Source organism: Planctomyces sp. SH-PL62, from assembly GCF_001610895.1.
Taxonomy (GTDB): Bacteria; Planctomycetota; Planctomycetia; order Isosphaerales; family Isosphaeraceae; genus Paludisphaera.
Genome location: NZ_CP011273.1, coordinates 2,414,333 through 2,430,422, shown reverse-complemented (window position 1 = coordinate 2,430,422; position 16,090 = coordinate 2,414,333). Strand labels below are relative to the sequence as shown.

The window sequence follows — 16,090 nt, the reverse complement described above, 5'->3', positions numbered from 1 at the left end:
GGGTCAGAACAGCTCGGGGATCGGCCGGCCGGTCTCGCCGACGATGAAGTGGGGGCGCTGGTTGGCGTCGTAGTAGAAGGCGTCGAGCGGGACGCCCATGTGCCGGTAGATGGTGGCGGCGAGGTCGCTGGGGGTGACGGGATGGTCCTTGATGTGACCGCCGTCGGCCTCGGTGGAGCCGATGACCTGGCCGTGCTTGAGGCCGCCGCCGGCGAGGCACATCGACATCACGTTGCTCCAGTGGTCGCGGCCGTCGGTGCTCCCCTGCGTCCCCATCCTCGGCGTGCGGCCGAACTCGCCCATGGCGATCACCATCACGTCGTCCAGCAGCCCGCGCTCGTCGAGGTCGGAGACCAGCGTGGTGATCAGGTGGTCGAAGAGCGGGAGGAGCGGCTGGAGGCCCTTGCTGATGCCGCCGTACGGGGGGATGTTGTCGCCGTGGTTGTCCCAGGTGCCGGACGCCGTGTGATAGCTCAGGTCGAGCGTGATGAACGCCGCGCCGGCCTCGACCAGCCGGCGGGCCAGGAGGGCCTGCTGACACCACAGGTGCTTGCCGTAGCGGTCGCGGACCGATTCGGGCTCTTGCTCCAGGTCGAACGCCTCCTGCGCGCGACGGCCGACGAGGAGGTCGACGGCCTCTCGGCCGTAGCGGTCCATGGCGGCGACGTCGGGCGAGTGGTCGAGCGTGCGGCGCAGGGCGTCGAGGTCGTCGAGCAGCGTCTGGCGATTCATGAGCCGCTCGTGGGTCATCCCGCCGGGGAGCTTGAAGAAGCCAGCCGGCGAGGTGCGTCCCAGGTCCTTGCCGACGTTGTCGTAGACCGGCAGCTTGCACGCCTGGTTGGCGATGAACGGGTCGAACTGCTTGCCCAGGTAGCCGGCGTGGGCGATGTGGGTCCGCGAGGTCTGGAAGGCGATGTACGGCGGGATGCCCGGCTGGTTGGCTCCATGATGCTTGGCGACGATCGAGCCGATGGCCGGGTACAGGTCCTTGCTCGGGCTGACGCGAGGCTCGGCGTCGAGGTTGGCGGTCTGGAAGACCTTGTTGGGCTCGTGGTTGCTGTGGCGGGGATCGACCGATCGGATGATCGTGAACTTGTCGAGCATGGCCGCCTGCTTGGGGAGGTGCTCGCAGACGAACACGCCCGGCAGCCTGGTCGGGATCACGCCGAACGGCCCGCGGTTCTCCAGCGGACGATTGGGCTTGGGGTCCCAGGTGTCGATCTGGCTGGGGCCGCCGGCCATCCACAGCAGGATGACGGACTTGCCACCCGGCGGCTTCGTCGCGTCGGCCGAGGCTCGGAGCCTCAGCAGGTCGGGCATCGACAGCCCCGCCAGGCCGGCGAGGCTCGCCTTGAGCATGCTGCGGCGGCTGGCGATCACCAGGCCCTCGCGCTCTCGGGCGCGAAGGTCGCCGAAGGCGTGGGCGTGGCTGTGACTCGGCTGGAGGGGGTCCAGTCCGCTCATGAGTCGCGTCCTCCGAATCCCGGCGTCGTCTCCGTTTCGAATTCCCAATCGCCACCAGGATACCCGCTCGGGCGGCTCGATCCCATGCAAACCCGAGTCGTGCGGCGGGTTTCGGCGCGGCCGGCTCGATTGACAGGGTCGGCGGGACCGTTAGAATCCACGATTGGTCGGCCTCGGATGAGCCTGTCTTCGGAGGGAGCCTCCACGATGCCTCGCGTTCGTTTCACGTCCCTCCGACTGCTCGCGGCGTCGGCCTTGCTGCTCGCGACGGCCGCCGCCCCCGCCCAGGACGGCTCGGCGCCCCCACCCGTCGCCCCGGCCGTCGAGCCGAAGGCGGAGACGCCGGCCGCGACCCCGACGCCCGCGACCGAGGCCAAGCCGGGGGTGGACCGCAACGCGATGCGCCGGCTGCTCTTGACGGCCAACCCGATGCTCTGGCCGCTGGCCGCCTGCTCGATCCTGACGATGGGGGTCGCGCTGGAGCGTTGGCTGGCCCTGAGGCGCAAGCGGGTCGCCCCTCCCGAATTCGTGGACCGCTTCCTGGAGCGGCTGGCGGCGGGGAAGCTCGACCGCGACCGGGCGCTGGAGCTGTGCAAGGCCCACGACAGCGTGGCGGCGCGGGTGTTCGGACACGCCGTCCGGGCCTGGGGCCGACCGGGTGTGGAGATCCGCCAGACGGTCGCCTTCGACTCGGCCGGCGAGATCCTCGAACTGAAGCGGAACCTCCGGGTCCTCAGCGGGATGGCGACGCTCGGCCCGTTGCTCGGGCTGCTGGGGACGGTCGTCGGCATCATCCAGTCGTTCGACGCCCTCGGCGGCCGGGCCGGCCCGGCGCGGGGCGAGATGCTGGCGCAGGGGATCAGCCTGGCCTTGATCGCCACGGCCTTCGGCCTGGCGATCGCCATCCTGGCCGTCTCCGCATATTACTACCTGCTCAACCGCCTGGACGTGCTGACCCGGGAGATCGACGAGCACGCGCGCGAGGTCGTCGACCTGGTCGCCGGCGATTCGGTCCGGCCCTCGGGCGTCGACCGTCGCATCCTCCCCGGCCTCCCCAACGACGCCCCCCGGGTCCCGGAGACGCGGGTCGTCTGAGCCGATCCGCCTTCCCGTCGCGAATCCTCCCGAGTCCCGAGGCCCCCGATGCTCTCCAGCCGCCTTCAGGCCCAGGACGAAGCGCCTTTCATCAACATGACGCCCATGGTGGACGTCATCCTGTGTTTATTGGTGTTCTTCATGGCGGCCACCCGCCTGTATGATTGGGACGAGAGCGAATTCGCGGTGAAGGTCCCCGAGGTGGCCGACGCCGCCCCCCTGACCGCCGCGCCCGACGATCTGGTGCTCACCGTGATCGAGCCGGGCAAGGTCGGCGTCGGGGAGGCGGTTCACGACCTGGACGGCCTGTCCACCCTGCTCCGCCAGGCCCGCGCACGGTACGCCAACCAGGGCGTGATGATCCGCGGCGGGGCCTCGCTGACCTATCAGGACCTCGCCGACGTGTTGTCGGTCTGCGACTCGGCGGGGATCCGCAACGTCCGACTCCCGGTCCGCTCGCGCGACGAGTCGAACCAGCCCCGACCGCCCGCGCCGTGACGAGGGATCGTCGCCGAGGCGCATCGCGTCGCAATGCAACGCATTTGGAACGCCCGCCCCCTTTTGGAGTCGATGATGGAGCTTGTCAGACAGCTGGTCGATTTCGTGATCCATTTCAGCCCGGAGTCGCTCAACCAACTGGCGCAGATCGTCGGGCCCTGGCTCTACGTGATCCTCTTCGCGATCATCTTCGCCGAGACCGGGCTGGTCGTCACGCCGTTCTTGCCGGGCGATTCGCTGCTGTTCGCGGCGGGGGCCGTGGCCGCCCACCCGGAAGCGCCGGTGCAGCTCCTCCCGCTGACGATCCTGCTGATCGTCGCGGCCATCCTGGGCGACGCGGTGAACTACGCGATCGGCTCCTACATCGGCCCCAAGGTCTTCTCGCGGGAGGACTCCCGGCTGCTCAACCGCAGGCATCTGCTGCAGGCGCACGCCTTCTATGAGAAGTACGGGGCGATCACGATCATCCTCGCCCGGTTCATGCCGATCGTCCGCACCTTCGCCCCGTTCGTGGCCGGGATCGGTCGGATGAGCTACGGCAAGTTCGCGCTCTACAACGTGACCGGCGCCATCCTCTGGGTGGTGATGTTCCTGGTCGGCGGGTGGGTCTTCGCCGGCCGCGAGATCGTCCAGGAGAACTTCAAGGTCCTGATGCTGGCGATCATCGTCATCTCGGTGCTGCCGGCGATCTTCGAGATCGCCCGCGCCAAGTTCAAGAAGTCGGCCGACCCGGAGACGGTCGAGGCGGGCGTCGCCGACTGAGCACGCGACGGCCTGGGCGCCGGCCGACGCCGAAGTCCGCTTCGCCCGTCGCCCTCGGCGTCAATCCGTCTGAGGATCCAGGGCCCGCTCGAGATCGTCGAGCGGGACCGATCCCAGGTCTCCGCCCAGGAGGGCCGTGAGCTGCAAGCCGACCAGGGCCTCGCTCGACTTCCGGCCGTCGAGGATCATGCTGAGGTAGGGCTCGGCCCCGACCAGGACCGCGCGAGGCTTGCCGTGGACGGTGAGGACGTAGCGGACCTTGTGGTTCTCCAGCTCGCGGAGGATGCCCGGGAGATTCTGGTGCAGCTCCCGACTGCCGATGATCCGAACGGGAGAGTCCGAGGTCTTTTCCGCCATGAACAAGGCCTCCGCCAGTCAATCAAGCCGATCAAGGATGTTGCGACGCCCCACGATCCTTGGGGCTCATCGCCGCCGCGGGGCGCGGCCGGGGCGTCGCGAAGCCCGCGACGGCCAGGTTGGCGCATTCGGCGATTTTCGACCGCTCGCGCAAAAAAATCGTCATGCGAATTCGGGCGACGATCCGCCCACGGAAAATCGACGAAGGCAGCCCGGATGCCTGACGGCTTCCTGCGCTGCGAGAGCCGAGACGTGCGATCCGCGCGACGCGGTTGAACTATTTTACTAGGCCCGGACGTCCTTGCAAGGGTCGAAGGTCGACCCGGAGCGTTTTGGCGGGCGTGGGAACCCTGGTCGACGCTGCTCCTTGCGGCGGAGGAACCCGGATGAGCGATCGGAAAAAATCGGGACTCGTCGCCCTGCTCGGCCTGCTCCTGAGCCTCTCCACGCCCCCCGCGCCGGGGAACGAACGCGCGCCGACGTTCCGGGCGGGCGTCGCCTCGTGCGACGTGACCCCGCCGAATCCGACGCCGATGTGGGGCTACGGAGCTCGCCATGATCGGCTCTCGGAAGGGGTCCGGGACCGGCTGCTGGCCCGCGCGATCGTCCTCGAAGCGGGGGGCGTCAAGCTGGCGATCGTCGGCATGGACCTGGGTCGGGGACCGACGCCGGCCATGATGGCGCGGATTCGCGAGGCCCTCGCCCCCAGGAAGTTCGACACCCTCCTGCTCTGCGGCAGCCACACCCACCACGGCCCGGTGATCGAATTGACCGACGAGCCCGGTCGCGGCCGGGGCCGATTCGACGACGCCGTCGCCTACGCCCGCGACCTCCCCGAAACGCTCGCCCGCGCGATCCGGGAGGCCGACGATAGGCTGGAACCGGTGACGATCCGGGCCGCGGCGAAGGAGGTCCCGCTCAACCGCAACCGGCACACGAAAAGGACGCCGAAGCCCACCGACCCCCGGCTCACCGTGATCCGGCTCGACCGCCCCGACGGCTCGCCGCTGGCCTCGCTTGTCAACTTCGCGGCGCATCCGGTCATGAGGGATTCGGACGACCTGCAATTCTCGGCCGACTACCCCGGCGCGATGCGGGCGGTGGTCGAGGAAGCCCTCGGGGCGCCCTGCGTCTTCATCCAGGGCGCCGGGGGCGACATGAGCCCGAACTCGCCGGCCGGCGTCGAGGGCGCCGACGCCTTCGGCCGGGTCCTCGGCCTCGCCGCCCTGGAACTGGCCGCCGAGGCGAAATCCGCCGAGGCCGTCCGGCCGACGATCGGCGTCGCGGTCGAGTCCCAACGCTTCGACGCCCGGCTCGACCTGGCCAACCCCCTCAACCGGCTCCTCTACGGTCGGGCCTTCTTCCCCGAACTGGTGGCGAACTTCGCGGAGGAGTTCGTCGGCGGCGCGAAGCCCGAGACCACCACGGCCCTGCTCGGCGACTCCATCGGGATCGTCGGCCTCCCCGGCGAGCCCTTCCACCGCCACGCGACCCGGCTCCGCGAACGGGCCGACCTCCCCCACGCCCTCGTCTTCGGCTACTGCAACGGCCACCTCCTCTACTTCCCGACCATCGAGGCCGCCGCCGAGGGGGGATACGGCGCGGACCCCCGGATGTCTCCTATCGCCCTGGGAGCGGGCGAGACCATGCTGGACCGCGCCCTCGTCGCCCTGTTCCGCCTTCGAGGGAAGTTCCCCGGCGAGCAGCCGGCCCTGATTCGGTGAAAACGAACGCGGTGGTTATTTCTGTTGAAATCGACAGGTCGGACTAGGATCAAGGCGAGGGGCGCGTCATAATCAGGGAGAGGACGCCGTCGCGTCGGGCGAGCCGCCCGGACGCGTTCGGCCCCGACCCCTCAAGCCGCTCCGACGACGCCCCGGCGTCGACCCCCTTTTGATCCCTGGGCCGACGCCGGGTGATTTCCAAAGAGGCCCGAGCCCGGGCCTTCGCATGACGAACGCTCATGCCCCAGGCCGGTGCCAAGCCGACCGATCGTCGCCGGTTCTCCCCGCGTTCGACGAGGCCCTCCGATGTTCCCTATTGTCGAGGCCGAGTTCCTGGCCCCCGACGTCAAGCGGTTCGTGATCGAGGCCCCGCGCGTCGCCAGGAAGCGCAAGGCCGGTCAGTTCGTGATCCTCCGCCTCCACGACCACGGCGAGCGGATCCCGCTGACGATCGCCGACTCCGACCCCGATCGGGGCACGGTCACCTTGATCGTCCAGGGGGTCGGCAAGACGACCAAGCTCCTGAACATGCTGGGGGCCGGGGATGCCGTCCTGGACCTCGTCGGGCCGCTGGGAACCCCTTCGCACGTCGAGGTTTTCGGCACGGTCGTCGTCATCGGCGGCGGTCTCGGGGCGGCCATCGCGTATCCGACCGCCAGGGCCATGAAGGAGGCCGGCAACCACGTCGTCTCGATCGTCGGCGCCCGCAACAAGGAGCTGGTGATCCTCGAAAGCGAAATCGGCGCGATCAGCGACGAGCTGCTCGTGACGACCGACGACGGCAGCTATGCCCGCAAGGGGTTCGTGACCGACGTCCTCCGCGAGCTGATCGAGTCGGGCCGGACGATCGACCTGGTGCTGGCGATCGGGCCTCCCCGGATGATGCAGGCGGTCGCCGAGACGACCCGTGCGAAGGGGATCAAGACGGTCGTCAGCCTCAACTCGTTGATGGTGGACGGCACCGGGATGTGCGGCGGCTGTCGGGTGCTCACCAACGCCGGGGCGAGGTTCGCCTGCGTCGACGGGCCCGAGTTCGACGCCCACGAGGTCGATTTCGAGACGCTCATCCGCCGCAACCGCACGTACGCCCAGAACGAATCCGAGTCGCTCAAGCGATTCCTCGAAGATCCCGGCCGCGACCTGGAGCGCGTCCGCGAGTCGTGCCGCCTGGAGCAGGAACATCCGGAAGTCCGTCCCGAGGCCCGCCGATCATGAGCGCCGAGATCCCCGACCCCGCCTTCCCCGTGTCGATCCCGCCGCCGTCGAAGAAGGATCGGATGAAGATCCCTCGCCAGCACATGCCCGAGCAGGACCCCGCGCGGCGGCGGACGAATTTCGAGGAGGTCAACCAGGGCCTGACCGTCATGGGGGCGGCCACCGAGGCCCTGCGCTGCCTCTCCTGCGCCAATCCCAAATGTACGGCCGGCTGCCCGGTCGGCGTGAAGGTCAAGGACTTCGTCGACCTGATCGTCGCCGGCGACATCCTCGGCGCGGCGGCCAAGATTCGGGAGGACAATATCCTGCCGGCGATCACCGGCCGGGTCTGCCCGCAGGAGACCCAGTGCGAGGGGTGCTGCATCCTGGGCAACAAGTTCGAGCCCCTGGGCGTCGGCTACCTCGAACGCTTCGTCGCCGACTACGAGCGCGAGACCGGCCGGGTCGGGCTTCCCGAGCGGGCCCCGGCCACCGGCAAGAAGGTCGCGATCGTCGGCAGCGGCCCCGCCGGCCTGAGCGCCGCGGGCGACCTCGTCCGGATGGGCCACCAGGTCACGGTTTTCGAGGCCCTGCACGACATCGGCGGCGTGCTGCTTTACGGCATCCCCGAGTTCCGCCTCCCCAAGGCGATCGTCCGCCATGAGGTCGACGCCATGCGGGCGATGGGGGTCGAGTTCCAGACCAACGTCGTCATCGGCAAGACCGTGACGATCGACGAGCTGATGACCGAGGAGGGCTATAACGCCGTCTTCGTCGCCACCGGCGCGGGGCTCCCCAAGTTCCTGGACGTCCCCGGCGAGCATCTCAACGGCGTGTACTCGGCGAACGAGTTCCTGACCCGCGTCAACCTGATGCGGGCCAACGACTTCCCCGAGAGCGACGAGCCGGTCTACGACTGCCGTGGCCGGGACGTGGCGGTGGTCGGCGGCGGCAACACGGCGATGGACGCCGTCCGCACGGCCAGCCGGCTCGGGGCGAGGACCAGCTATTTGATCTACCGCCGCTCGGAAGCCGAGATGCCCGCCCGCGCCGAGGAGTTGAAGCACGCGAAGGAAGAGGGGATCACCCTCCTCTGCTTGACCAACCCGGTCGGCTTCCTCGGCGACGCCGACGGCTTCGTCTCGGGCGTGCGCTGCGTCCGCATGGAGCTGGGCGAGCCCGACGCCTCGGGCCGTCGGTCGCCGAAGGAGATTCCCGGCTCCGAGTTCGAAATGCCGATCCAGATGGCCGTGATCGCGCTGGGGACCTCGGCCAACCCGCTGGTCCAGTCGACCACCCCGGACCTGAAGACGACCCGGAAGGGCTACATCGCCGCCGATCCCGAGACGCTCCGCACCTCCAAGCGCGGCGTCTTCGCCGGCGGCGACATCGTCACCGGCGGCGCCACGGTGATCCTCGCCATGGGCGCCGGCCGCAAGGCCGCCGCCTCGATCCAGGAATACCTCGACTCCGGCGCGTGGGACTCGTCGGCGTGAAGCCCGGCCGAGACGGGTCGGCGACGGCTTTTGGGCTCGTCGCCGGCTCGTTCGTCGTGGCGGGACTTCAACGCGGGGCGATCGCGTAGTCCTGGAACAGCTCGGAACGCAGGCGCTGCATGATCGCGCGGAAGGTCTCGCGTTCGTGCTCGGTGCGGAGGCGGGGCGTGAGGCGGTCGACGCAGCCGGCGACGAGGTTCCAGGCGACCGTCAGAGGGATGCCTGCGGCCATCGCGGCGCGGGCCAGGCGAAGGCAGCGGGTGATGAAGACCCGCTCGCGATCGCAAGTCATACCGGGGAGGCTCACGATGAACACGCGAGCCCGAATGTGGTCGATCGGCCGTCGATCGTGTGCATGCCTTGACAGCGGCATTTGAGCATCTCCAGGTCGGCAAACCTTCGCCGTGACGAAATCCCTCGATTCACGATCTTGTCGATCGCATCGACGAACTCGAACGGAGCGGTCCTTGGCGGAACGCACCTGGTCGGGGGCGTCGAATAATGGAGAGGCTCAATACGCTCAAAGCGACCGGTCCTCGAACAAGGACGGTCGCGAGCGGTATGTCTCAAGGAGTGCTGGTCGATCTAGGCGGTGGGGCGGGTCGTAGCGAGAAGGATCGACGCAGTCATCGTCGACTTATCGAGTGGAGGATAAGGGATTTGAACCCTTGACCTCTTGCATGCCATGCAAGCGCTCTCCCAGCTGAGCTAATCCCCCGTACTGATTCTCTGGGGTGTCGTGCGATGGTCGGCCTTCTTTTCGTCGGCCGTCGTCTGCACGTCACAAGGGAGATATTACCGGGGGGCTCGCCCCATTGCAACCTCGATTTGGCCGAGATTCCGAGGTTTTCCCCCGGGGGGTCAAACCGGGGGCGGGACGTCGGGCCCCTGGATGGCGAAGACGCCGTCGTAGCCGCGTCCGGGGAGGCCGGCGACCTCCTCGAAGATGACCTGGCAGATGCGCAGGCCCTTGAACAGCCGGACGGTGAGGGGGCCGGCGTTCCAGATCTCGAGCTGGATCGGGTTGCCGACGAAGCCGGGATCCTGGGCGCGGAAGCCGAAGCCGGCGTGGATGGTGGGGGCGGTGACGTGGACGCCGATCCCGATCCGCGCCAGGCTGCTTTTCCCTTCCACCCTGGCGGCGATCCGCGAGGCGTGCGGGAGCTGGATCTTCTCGACCGTCCAGCCCAGCAGGAACATGCCCGGCTCGACGTCGAACCCCTCGGTGCAGTCTTCCTCGTGGGCGTAGGCCGAGGCCAGCTCGGTGGCGCTGAAGTTGACGTCGCGGGGATCGACCACGAATCGGGCGTCCGGGCCGTCGGGGCGCCGCCAGACCTGGAGCCGGGCGTCCAGCCGGAGGTCCAGGGCCGTGGACGACCAGACCTCGGAGGCCAGGTCGTCCGGCGGCGGCGTGATCCGCACCTGCCCGCGACGGAGGGCGGCGTCGATCTCCCGGTCGGAGAGGATCATGAGACGGCCTTCGCCCCGCTCGCCGCCTCGATCTTGTGCAGGTTGGCCTGCCAGACCCAGAGCCGGTTGATGCCGGCGTCGGACTCGTGCGGCAGCTCCACCAGGGCGAGCTGCTTGGCCTCGTCCACGCCGATCATCCCCACCGGGATGTAGGCCTTGCCGTCCACCTCGGCGATGAAGCCCGCCTCCACGCGGAGGTGGTGGCGGTTGCCGTAGACGTCCGGGACCGCCACCGTCCGCTCCGACGGCCGCAGCCCCGCGCCCACTTCACAGAGGACTTCCCACATGATGTTCCGACTCCCCGGCCCGGCGACGATCGAGTTGTGTACGTGCGATCAGTTTAGCCTCCCCGGCGCGGGTTGCAAGCGGCGGAGTCGGATCGACCGCGCCGGGGGTTCGGATTTCGCGGATCAGCCGCTGATCGACCGCTTGTCGACGGCCAGGGCCGCCTCGCGGACGACCTCGCTGAGGGTCGGGTGGGCGTGGCTGGTGCGGGCGATATCTTCGGCCGAGCCGCCGAACTCCATCACCGCCACCAGCTCGGCGATCAGGTCGCTGGCCCGGGGGCCGACGATGTGCGCACCCAGCAGGCGGTCGGTTTTGGCCTCGGCGAGGAGCTTCACCACGCCTTCGGTCTCGTCCATGGCCTTGGCCCGGCCGTTGGCCGCGAAGGCCGACTTGCCGACGCGGTATTCGACCCCCTGCTCCTTCAACTGCTCCTCGGTGCGTCCCACGCTGGCGAGTTCGGGCCAGGTGTAGACGACGTTGGGGATGGTGTCGTAATCGACGTGGCCCGCCTTGCCGACGAGCAGCTCGGCGAAGGCGACCCCTTCGTCCTCGGCCTTGTGGGCGAGCATGGGCCCGGCGATCAGGTCGCCGAGGGCCGAGATCGTCGCCACGTTGGTCCGGAAATGGGGGTCGACGGGGATCTTGCCGGACTTCGGGTCGGCCTGCACCCCGGCCCTGTCCAGGCCCAGGCCCTCGGTGTAGGCGCGGCGGCCGACCGAGACCAGGATCTTGTCGCAGGGGAAGGACAGCTCCTCCCCCTTGGCGTTCGTCGCCTTGACGACGGCCCCGTCGGGCTTGATCTCGGCGCCGGAGACCTTGGTCTCCAGGTGGAACTCCAGGCCCTGCTTGGCCAGGCTCTTGCGGAGCAGTTCGCCGATCTCGAAGTCGGAGGACGGGACGATGCGGGGGAGGAACTCGACGACGGTGACCTTGGCGCCCAGGCGACGCCAGACCGACCCCAGTTCCAGGCCGATGGCCCCGCCGCCGACGACGACGAGGTGCTTGGGGACGGCGTCGAACGCCAGGGCCTCGGTCGAGCTGACGACGGTCTTGCCGTCGAACGGCAGGAACGGCAGGTTGATCGGCTCGGAGCCGGTCGCCAGGAGGATGTGTCCGGCTTCCAGGTCGACGGCCTTGCCGTCGTTCCCGGCCACTTGCACGGTCGTCGGCGAGGTCAGTTTGGCCGCGCCGAAGACGGGGGTGATCTTGTTCTTGCGGAAGAGGTAGGCGACGCCGTCGGTCAGCCCCTTGACGACCTGATCCTTCCGCTTGAGCATCGCCGGCAGGTCGATGCCGAGCTTCTCGTACGTGATGCCGTGCTTGGCGAACTTGGCCTCGGCCAGGTGGTAGAACTCGCTGGAGTCCAGCAGCGCCTTGCTGGGGATGCAGCCGATCCGCAGGCAGGTCCCGCCGAGAGCCGCGGCCTTCTCGACGCAGGCGACCTTGAGCCCGAGCTGGGCCGCCCGGATCGCCGCCACATATCCGCCGGGGCCCGCCCCGATCACGACCAGGTCGTACCGTTCCGCCACCGCGGGTTCCTCTTTTCTCGTTCGTTAAGGTGAGTCGAGCCGAGTCGTTCGGGATTCGAAAAAAAGCCCCGGACGGGCCCGCGCGGGGGCTCGTCCGAGGCCGGATGGGGGTTGGTCGTCAGATTTCCAGGAGCAGCCGCTCGGGGTCTTCGAGGCAATCCTTGATGCGGACCAGGGCGCTGACGGCCTCTCGGCCGTCGATCAGCCGGTGGTCGTACGAGAGGGCCAGGTACATCATGGGCCGGATGACGATCTGGTCGTCGACGACGACGGGGCGCTTCTTGATCGCGTGCATGCCGAGGATGCCGCTCTGGGGGGGGTTGAGGATCGGCGTCGAGACGAGCGAGCCGAAGACGCCGCCGTTGGTGATCGTGAACGTCCCCCCCTGGAGGTCGTCGACGCCGATCGTGCCCTTGCGGGCCTTGTCGGCGTAGTGGCCGATGGCCAGCTCGATGCCGGCGAACGAGAGCTGGTCGGCGTCGCGGACGACGGGGACCATGAGGCCCCGATCGGTGCTCACGGCCACGCCGATGTTGTAGTAGTTGTGGCGGACGATCTCATGCCCTTCGATCCGGGCATTGACGTTCGGGAACGCCTTGAGGGCCTCGATCGTCGCCTTGATGAAGAAGGACATGAAGCCCAGGGAGACCCCGTGGGCCTTCTGGAACGCCTCCTTGTACTTCGACCGGGTCGCCATGACGCGGGTCAGGTCGACCTCGTTGAAGGTCGTGAGGATGGCGGCCGTGTGCTGGGCCTCGACCAGGCGCTGGGCGATCCGCTGCCGGAGGCCGCTCATCCGCTCGCGGGTCTCGCGGCCTTCCTTCGCCACGGGAGGCTTCGGGGCCGGCGGGGCGGCCGGAGCGGGCGCCGATTCAGGGGCCTTGGCGGACGCGCCGGAGGCCGCGTGGTCCAGGACGTCTCCCTTGGTGATCCGCCCTCCCTTGCCGGTCCCGGCGACCTGGGACGGGTCGACGCCTTCCTCGGCGACGATCCGGCGGACGGCGGGCGAGAGGTGGTCGACGCCGTTCGCGGCCCCCTTCGCGGGCGCCGGGGTCGGCTTGGAATCCCCCCGCTCGGGAGCGGGGGTCTTGGCGGCGGCGGCGGCGGCGGCGGCGGTGGGGGTTCCCGACGGGTCGATGACGCCGACGGTGGCGCCGATGGCGACGGTGTCCCCCTCGGCGGCCTGGGCTTTGAGGACGCCCGAGGCCGGCGCGGGGACGACGTTGGTCGCCTTGTCGGTCTCCAGCTCGAAGAGCGGATCGCCGGCCTTGACCGTCGAGCCGTCGGCGGCGAGCCACTTGGCGAGGATGCCTTCGGAGATCGATTCACCGACCCCGGGGACGCTGATCGGAACGGCGGACATCTTTCAACGGACTCCTTCCCGCGAACCGGCGGCGGCCAGGGCGCGGACGGGGGTTGCGGAGACGAGGTGCGGGACCGCGGCGCCGACGGCCGCCTCGACCAGTTCGGACTGCTCGCGGTCGTGGACCAGCTTCGAGCCGGTCGCCGGGCTGGCGCTGGCGTCGCGGCCGACGTACTGGAAGGGGAGGCCCATCAGCTCCTCGAGCCGGGGCGCGACGAACGTCCAGGCGCCCATGTTCTGCGACTCTTCCTGGACCCAGACCCAGTCGCGGACGTCCGGGTAGCCGTCGAGGATCTGCTTCAGCTCCTGGGCCGGGAACGGGTAGGGCTGCTCCAGGCGGACGATCGCGACCTCCTTCTCCTTGCCCAGCTCGGCCCGCTTGGCGGCCAGGTCGTAATAGACCTTGCCGGAGCAGAGCAGGAGCCGGCGGGCGCCCCTGGGGGCGTCGGAGTCGTCCAGGACGTCGTGGAACCGATCGTCGACGAGTCGGTCGACGGGCGACACGGCCTCCTTGCGGCGGAGCAGGCTCTTGGGGGTCATGACGATCAGGGGCTTGCGGAAATTCCGCCGGACCTGCCGCCTGAGCATGTGGAAGTACTGGGCCGGCGTGGAGGGGACGCAGACCTGGATGTTGTCCTCGGCGCAGAGCTGGAGGAACCGTTCGAGGCGGGCGCTGGAGTGTTCCGGCCCCTGCCCTTCGTAGCCGTGCGGCAGGAGCATGACCAGGCCGCTCCCCCGCCCCCACTTCGACTCGGCCGAGGCGATGAACTGGTCGATGATCACCTGGGCGCCGTTGGCGAAGTCGCCGAACTGGGCCTCCCACATGATCAGCATCGAGGGCTCGTCGAGCGAGTAGCCGTAGTCGAAGCCGAGGACCGCGGCCTCGGACAGCAGGCTGTCGTAGACGCAGAACTGGGCCTGGCCGCCGCCGAGGTTGTTGAGCGGGATCCAGGGCTGGCCGGTGAGCTGGTCGATCAGGACGGCGTGCCGCTGGCTGAACGTCCCGCGACGGCTGTCCTGGCCGCTGAGCCGGACCGGGGTCTCCTCCAACAGGAGCGACCCGAACGCCAGGCTCTCGGCGAACGCCCAGTCGACCCCCCCCTTCTCCTCCATGACCGCGACGCGGTTCTTGAAGATGCGGACGAGCTTGTGGTTGGGGGTGAAGCCGGTCGGCGGCGAGGCGGCGACGCTCGTGATCTTCTTGAGCACGTCGTACCCGACGCCCGTCTCCACCGGCTCGAACGAATAGTGGGGCGTCAGCTCCGACCAGGGGCCGCTGGAGTAGCCGGGCATGGCGGTGCGGGGCTCGACCCCCTCGCGCTTGACCTCTTCGAGGACCTGCTGGAGCTTCTCGGCGAAGGTCTCGGCGACCGACTCCGCCTCCTTGCTCGTCAGCTCGCCCGAGGTCACGAGGCGCTCGGTGTACATCTCGCGGACGCTGATCCGGTTCTTGATGTTGTCGTACATCAGGGGCTGGGTGAACCCCGGCTCGTCGCCTTCGTTGTGGCCGTGGCGGCGATAGCAGACCATGTCGATGACGACGTCCCGGCCGAACTGCTGGCGGAAGTCCGTCGCCAGCTCGCCGACGAAGACGACGGCCTCGGGGTCCTCGCCGTTGACGTGGAAGATCGGCACCTCGATCATCTTGGCGACGTCGGTGCAGTAGCGGGTCGACCGGCCCTCGCTCGGGGAGGTCGTGAACCCGATCTGGTTGTTGACGACGATGTGGATGGTGCCGCCGGTGCGGTAGCCCGGCAGCTGCGAGAGGTTGAGCGTCTCGGCCACCAGGCCCTGGCCGGCGAACGCGGCGTCGCCGTGGATCAGGATCGGGGCCCCCAGCTTCCGCAGGGCGTCCTTGGCCCGCCGCTGCTTGGCCCGCATCCGGCCCTCGACGACCGGGTTGACGGCCTCCAGGTGGCTGGGGTTGGGGGTGAGCGTCAGGTGGACCGTCCGTCGGTCCTGGGTGACGTGGTCGGCCGAGAACCCCAGGTGGTACTTGACGTCGCCGTCGCCGGCGACCGTCTCCGGCATGTTCCCCTCGAACTCGCTGAAGATCAGGCCGTAGGGCTTGTGCAGGATGTTCGCCAGCACGTTGAGCCGCCCCCGGTGGGGCATGCCCATGACGATCTCCTGGACCCCCAGGCCGCCGGCCCGCTCGATGATCGCGTCCAGGAGCGGGATCAGCATCTCGCCCCCTTCCAGCGAGAAACGCTTCTGGCCCACGAAGTTCTTGTGGAGGAAGGTCTCGAACAGCTCGGCTTCGTTGAGCTTGTAGATGATCCGCCGCTTCTTCTTGAGGTCGAAGCGGGGGTTGTTCCGCACCGGCTCCATCCGCTCGAAGAGCCAGCGACGGATCTCCAGGTCGCGGATGTGCATGTACTCGACGCCGATCGTCCGGCAGTAGGTGTCGCGCAGGACCGACAGGATCTCGCGGAGGGTGCCGTGGTCCTCCTCGCCGAACTTGGTGTAGAAGTCCCGGTCGAGGTCGGCCTCCGAGAGCCCGAAGTTGGCCAGCTCGAGCTGCTCGTCCGTCAGCCGGCGGGGGGTGAGCTTGAGGGGGTCGAGGTCGGCCAGGTTGTGGCCCATCTCGCGGTAGGCGTCGACCAGCCGGGTGACGGCCTTGACGGACTGCTGGGCGGGGGGCGGGGCGTCGCCGTACGGGGCGGCGGCGGGGTTGATGAGCGAGGCGCCGAGATCGTACCCCTCGAAGAAGTTCCGCCAGGACTCGTCGACCGAGGCGGGATCCTCCCGCCACCGGCGCTGATAGGCTTCCACCAGGTCCAGGTTCGCCCGGCTCACGACCGACGTGGGTGTCATCGAAATGGATCTCCTGGCCGGCCCGGGCGTGTA

General features: G+C 69.0%; 14 protein-coding genes and 1 tRNA gene. 6 read left to right on the top strand and 9 right to left on the bottom strand.

The genetic code is table 11. The features are described from left to right. Nucleotides 1-3: 3 nt before the first annotated feature. Nucleotides 4-1,464: a DUF1501 domain-containing protein gene (locus VT85_RS09370; protein ID WP_068413747.1), complete on the bottom strand. Its 1,461-nt coding sequence runs from the start codon at nt 1,462-1,464 to the stop codon at nt 4-6. 207 nt (nt 1,465-1,671) lie between these two features. Here VT85_RS09370 and VT85_RS09365 point away from each other — a divergent pair, with 207 nt between their 5' ends. The 3 genes from VT85_RS09365 to VT85_RS09355 all read left to right on the top strand — a co-directional run bounded on the left by VT85_RS09365 (nt 1,672) and on the right by VT85_RS09355 (nt 3,819). Then, nucleotides 1,672-2,559, top strand: coding sequence for a MotA/TolQ/ExbB proton channel family protein (locus tag VT85_RS09365; RefSeq protein WP_156512771.1), 888 nt, complete (start codon nt 1,672-1,674; stop codon nt 2,557-2,559). A gap of 48 nt (nt 2,560-2,607) precedes the next feature. Next, nucleotides 2,608-3,057: an ExbD/TolR family protein gene (locus tag VT85_RS09360; RefSeq protein ID WP_068413744.1), complete on the top strand. Its 450-nt coding sequence runs from the start codon at nt 2,608-2,610 to the stop codon at nt 3,055-3,057. Between the two features lie 75 nt (nt 3,058-3,132). Continuing rightward, nucleotides 3,133-3,819, top strand: a complete 687-nt coding sequence (locus VT85_RS09355) for a DedA family protein (protein WP_068421706.1) — start codon at nt 3,133-3,135, stop codon at nt 3,817-3,819. Nucleotides 3,820-3,879: 60 nt separating this feature from the next. Here the strand turns inward: VT85_RS09355 and VT85_RS09350 are convergent, their stop codons facing one another. Beyond that, the gene (locus tag VT85_RS09350) at nt 3,880-4,176 is read right to left on the bottom strand and encodes a type II toxin-antitoxin system prevent-host-death family antitoxin (protein WP_068413741.1); all 297 of its coding nucleotides are present in this window, start codon (nt 4,174-4,176) and stop codon (nt 3,880-3,882) included. A 386-nt stretch (nt 4,177-4,562) separates the two neighbouring features. Between VT85_RS09350 and VT85_RS09345 the strand changes: the two genes are divergently transcribed. The 3 genes from VT85_RS09345 (at nt 4,563) to gltA (ending at nt 8,590) form a co-directional block, all read left to right on the top strand. Then, on the top strand, nt 4,563-5,900 hold the full coding sequence (locus tag VT85_RS09345; RefSeq protein ID WP_068413739.1) for a neutral/alkaline non-lysosomal ceramidase N-terminal domain-containing protein: 1,338 nt from the start codon (nt 4,563-4,565) through the stop codon (nt 5,898-5,900). 306 nt (nt 5,901-6,206) lie between these two features. After that, nucleotides 6,207-7,115: a sulfide/dihydroorotate dehydrogenase-like FAD/NAD-binding protein gene (locus VT85_RS09340; protein WP_082858474.1), complete on the top strand. Its 909-nt coding sequence runs from the start codon at nt 6,207-6,209 to the stop codon at nt 7,113-7,115. Beyond that, on the top strand, nt 7,112-8,590 hold the full coding sequence (gltA, locus tag VT85_RS09335; RefSeq protein ID WP_197491187.1) for an NADPH-dependent glutamate synthase: 1,479 nt from the start codon (nt 7,112-7,114) through the stop codon (nt 8,588-8,590). Before VT85_RS09340 ends, gltA begins: the two co-directional genes overlap by 4 nt. A 67-nt stretch (nt 8,591-8,657) precedes the next feature. Here gltA and VT85_RS09330 read toward each other — a convergent pair whose 3' ends face one another. The 7 genes from VT85_RS09330 to VT85_RS09300 form a co-directional block, all read right to left on the bottom strand. Further along, complete coding sequence (locus tag VT85_RS09330; protein WP_156512770.1) at nt 8,658-8,882, bottom strand: hypothetical protein; 225 nt, start codon at nt 8,880-8,882, stop codon at nt 8,658-8,660. 353 nt (nt 8,883-9,235) lie between these two features. Beyond that, nucleotides 9,236-9,308, bottom strand: a tRNA-Ala gene (locus VT85_RS09325). 143 nt (nt 9,309-9,451) lie between these two features. After that, nucleotides 9,452-10,060, bottom strand: coding sequence for a dCTP deaminase (dcd, locus tag VT85_RS09320; protein WP_068413732.1), 609 nt, complete (start codon nt 10,058-10,060; stop codon nt 9,452-9,454). Beyond that, nucleotides 10,057-10,347, bottom strand: a complete 291-nt coding sequence (locus tag VT85_RS09315; RefSeq protein ID WP_068413729.1) for a hypothetical protein — start codon at nt 10,345-10,347, stop codon at nt 10,057-10,059. The genes dcd and VT85_RS09315 overlap by 4 nt, the downstream gene beginning before the upstream one ends. 123 nt (nt 10,348-10,470) lie before the next feature. Next, complete coding sequence (gene lpdA / locus VT85_RS09310; protein WP_068413726.1) at nt 10,471-11,877, bottom strand: dihydrolipoyl dehydrogenase; 1,407 nt, start codon at nt 11,875-11,877, stop codon at nt 10,471-10,473. Nucleotides 11,878-11,995: 118 nt separating this feature from the next. Then, entirely contained in the window at nt 11,996-13,240 is a 1,245-nt protein-coding gene (gene odhB, locus VT85_RS09305; protein WP_068413723.1) for a 2-oxoglutarate dehydrogenase complex dihydrolipoyllysine-residue succinyltransferase, read from the bottom strand. Nucleotides 13,241-13,243: 3 nt separating this feature from the next. After that, nucleotides 13,244-16,057: a 2-oxoglutarate dehydrogenase E1 component gene (locus VT85_RS09300; RefSeq protein ID WP_068413721.1), complete on the bottom strand. Its 2,814-nt coding sequence runs from the start codon at nt 16,055-16,057 to the stop codon at nt 13,244-13,246. Nucleotides 16,058-16,090 lie beyond the last annotated feature (33 nt).

What these genes read in the sequence shown, in the direction of transcription:
- VT85_RS09350 (WP_068413741.1), bottom strand. Translation starts at nt 4,176, where the DNA reads ATGGCGGAAAAGACCTCGGACTCTCCCGTTCGGATCATCGGCAGTCGG.
- VT85_RS09370 (WP_068413747.1), bottom strand. Translation starts at nt 1,464, where the DNA reads ATGAGCGGACTGGACCCCCTCCAGCCGAGTCACAGCCACGCCCACGCC.
- VT85_RS09340 (WP_082858474.1), top strand. Translation starts at nt 6,207, where the DNA reads ATGTTCCCTATTGTCGAGGCCGAGTTCCTGGCCCCCGACGTCAAGCGG.
- odhB (WP_068413723.1), bottom strand. Translation starts at nt 13,240, where the DNA reads ATGTCCGCCGTTCCGATCAGCGTCCCCGGGGTCGGTGAATCGATCTCC.
- VT85_RS09330 (WP_156512770.1), bottom strand. Translation starts at nt 8,882, where the DNA reads ATGACTTGCGATCGCGAGCGGGTCTTCATCACCCGCTGCCTTCGCCTG.
- dcd (WP_068413732.1), bottom strand. Translation starts at nt 10,060, where the DNA reads ATGATCCTCTCCGACCGGGAGATCGACGCCGCCCTCCGTCGCGGGCAG.
- VT85_RS09345 (WP_068413739.1), top strand. Translation starts at nt 4,563, where the DNA reads ATGAGCGATCGGAAAAAATCGGGACTCGTCGCCCTGCTCGGCCTGCTC.
- VT85_RS09315 (WP_068413729.1), bottom strand. Translation starts at nt 10,347, where the DNA reads ATGTGGGAAGTCCTCTGTGAAGTGGGCGCGGGGCTGCGGCCGTCGGAG.
- VT85_RS09360 (WP_068413744.1), top strand. Translation starts at nt 2,608, where the DNA reads ATGCTCTCCAGCCGCCTTCAGGCCCAGGACGAAGCGCCTTTCATCAAC.
- VT85_RS09365 (WP_156512771.1), top strand. Translation starts at nt 1,672, where the DNA reads ATGCCTCGCGTTCGTTTCACGTCCCTCCGACTGCTCGCGGCGTCGGCC.
- gltA (WP_197491187.1), top strand. Translation starts at nt 7,112, where the DNA reads ATGAGCGCCGAGATCCCCGACCCCGCCTTCCCCGTGTCGATCCCGCCG.
- VT85_RS09355 (WP_068421706.1), top strand. Translation starts at nt 3,133, where the DNA reads ATGGAGCTTGTCAGACAGCTGGTCGATTTCGTGATCCATTTCAGCCCG.
- VT85_RS09300 (WP_068413721.1), bottom strand. Translation starts at nt 16,057, where the DNA reads ATGACACCCACGTCGGTCGTGAGCCGGGCGAACCTGGACCTGGTGGAA.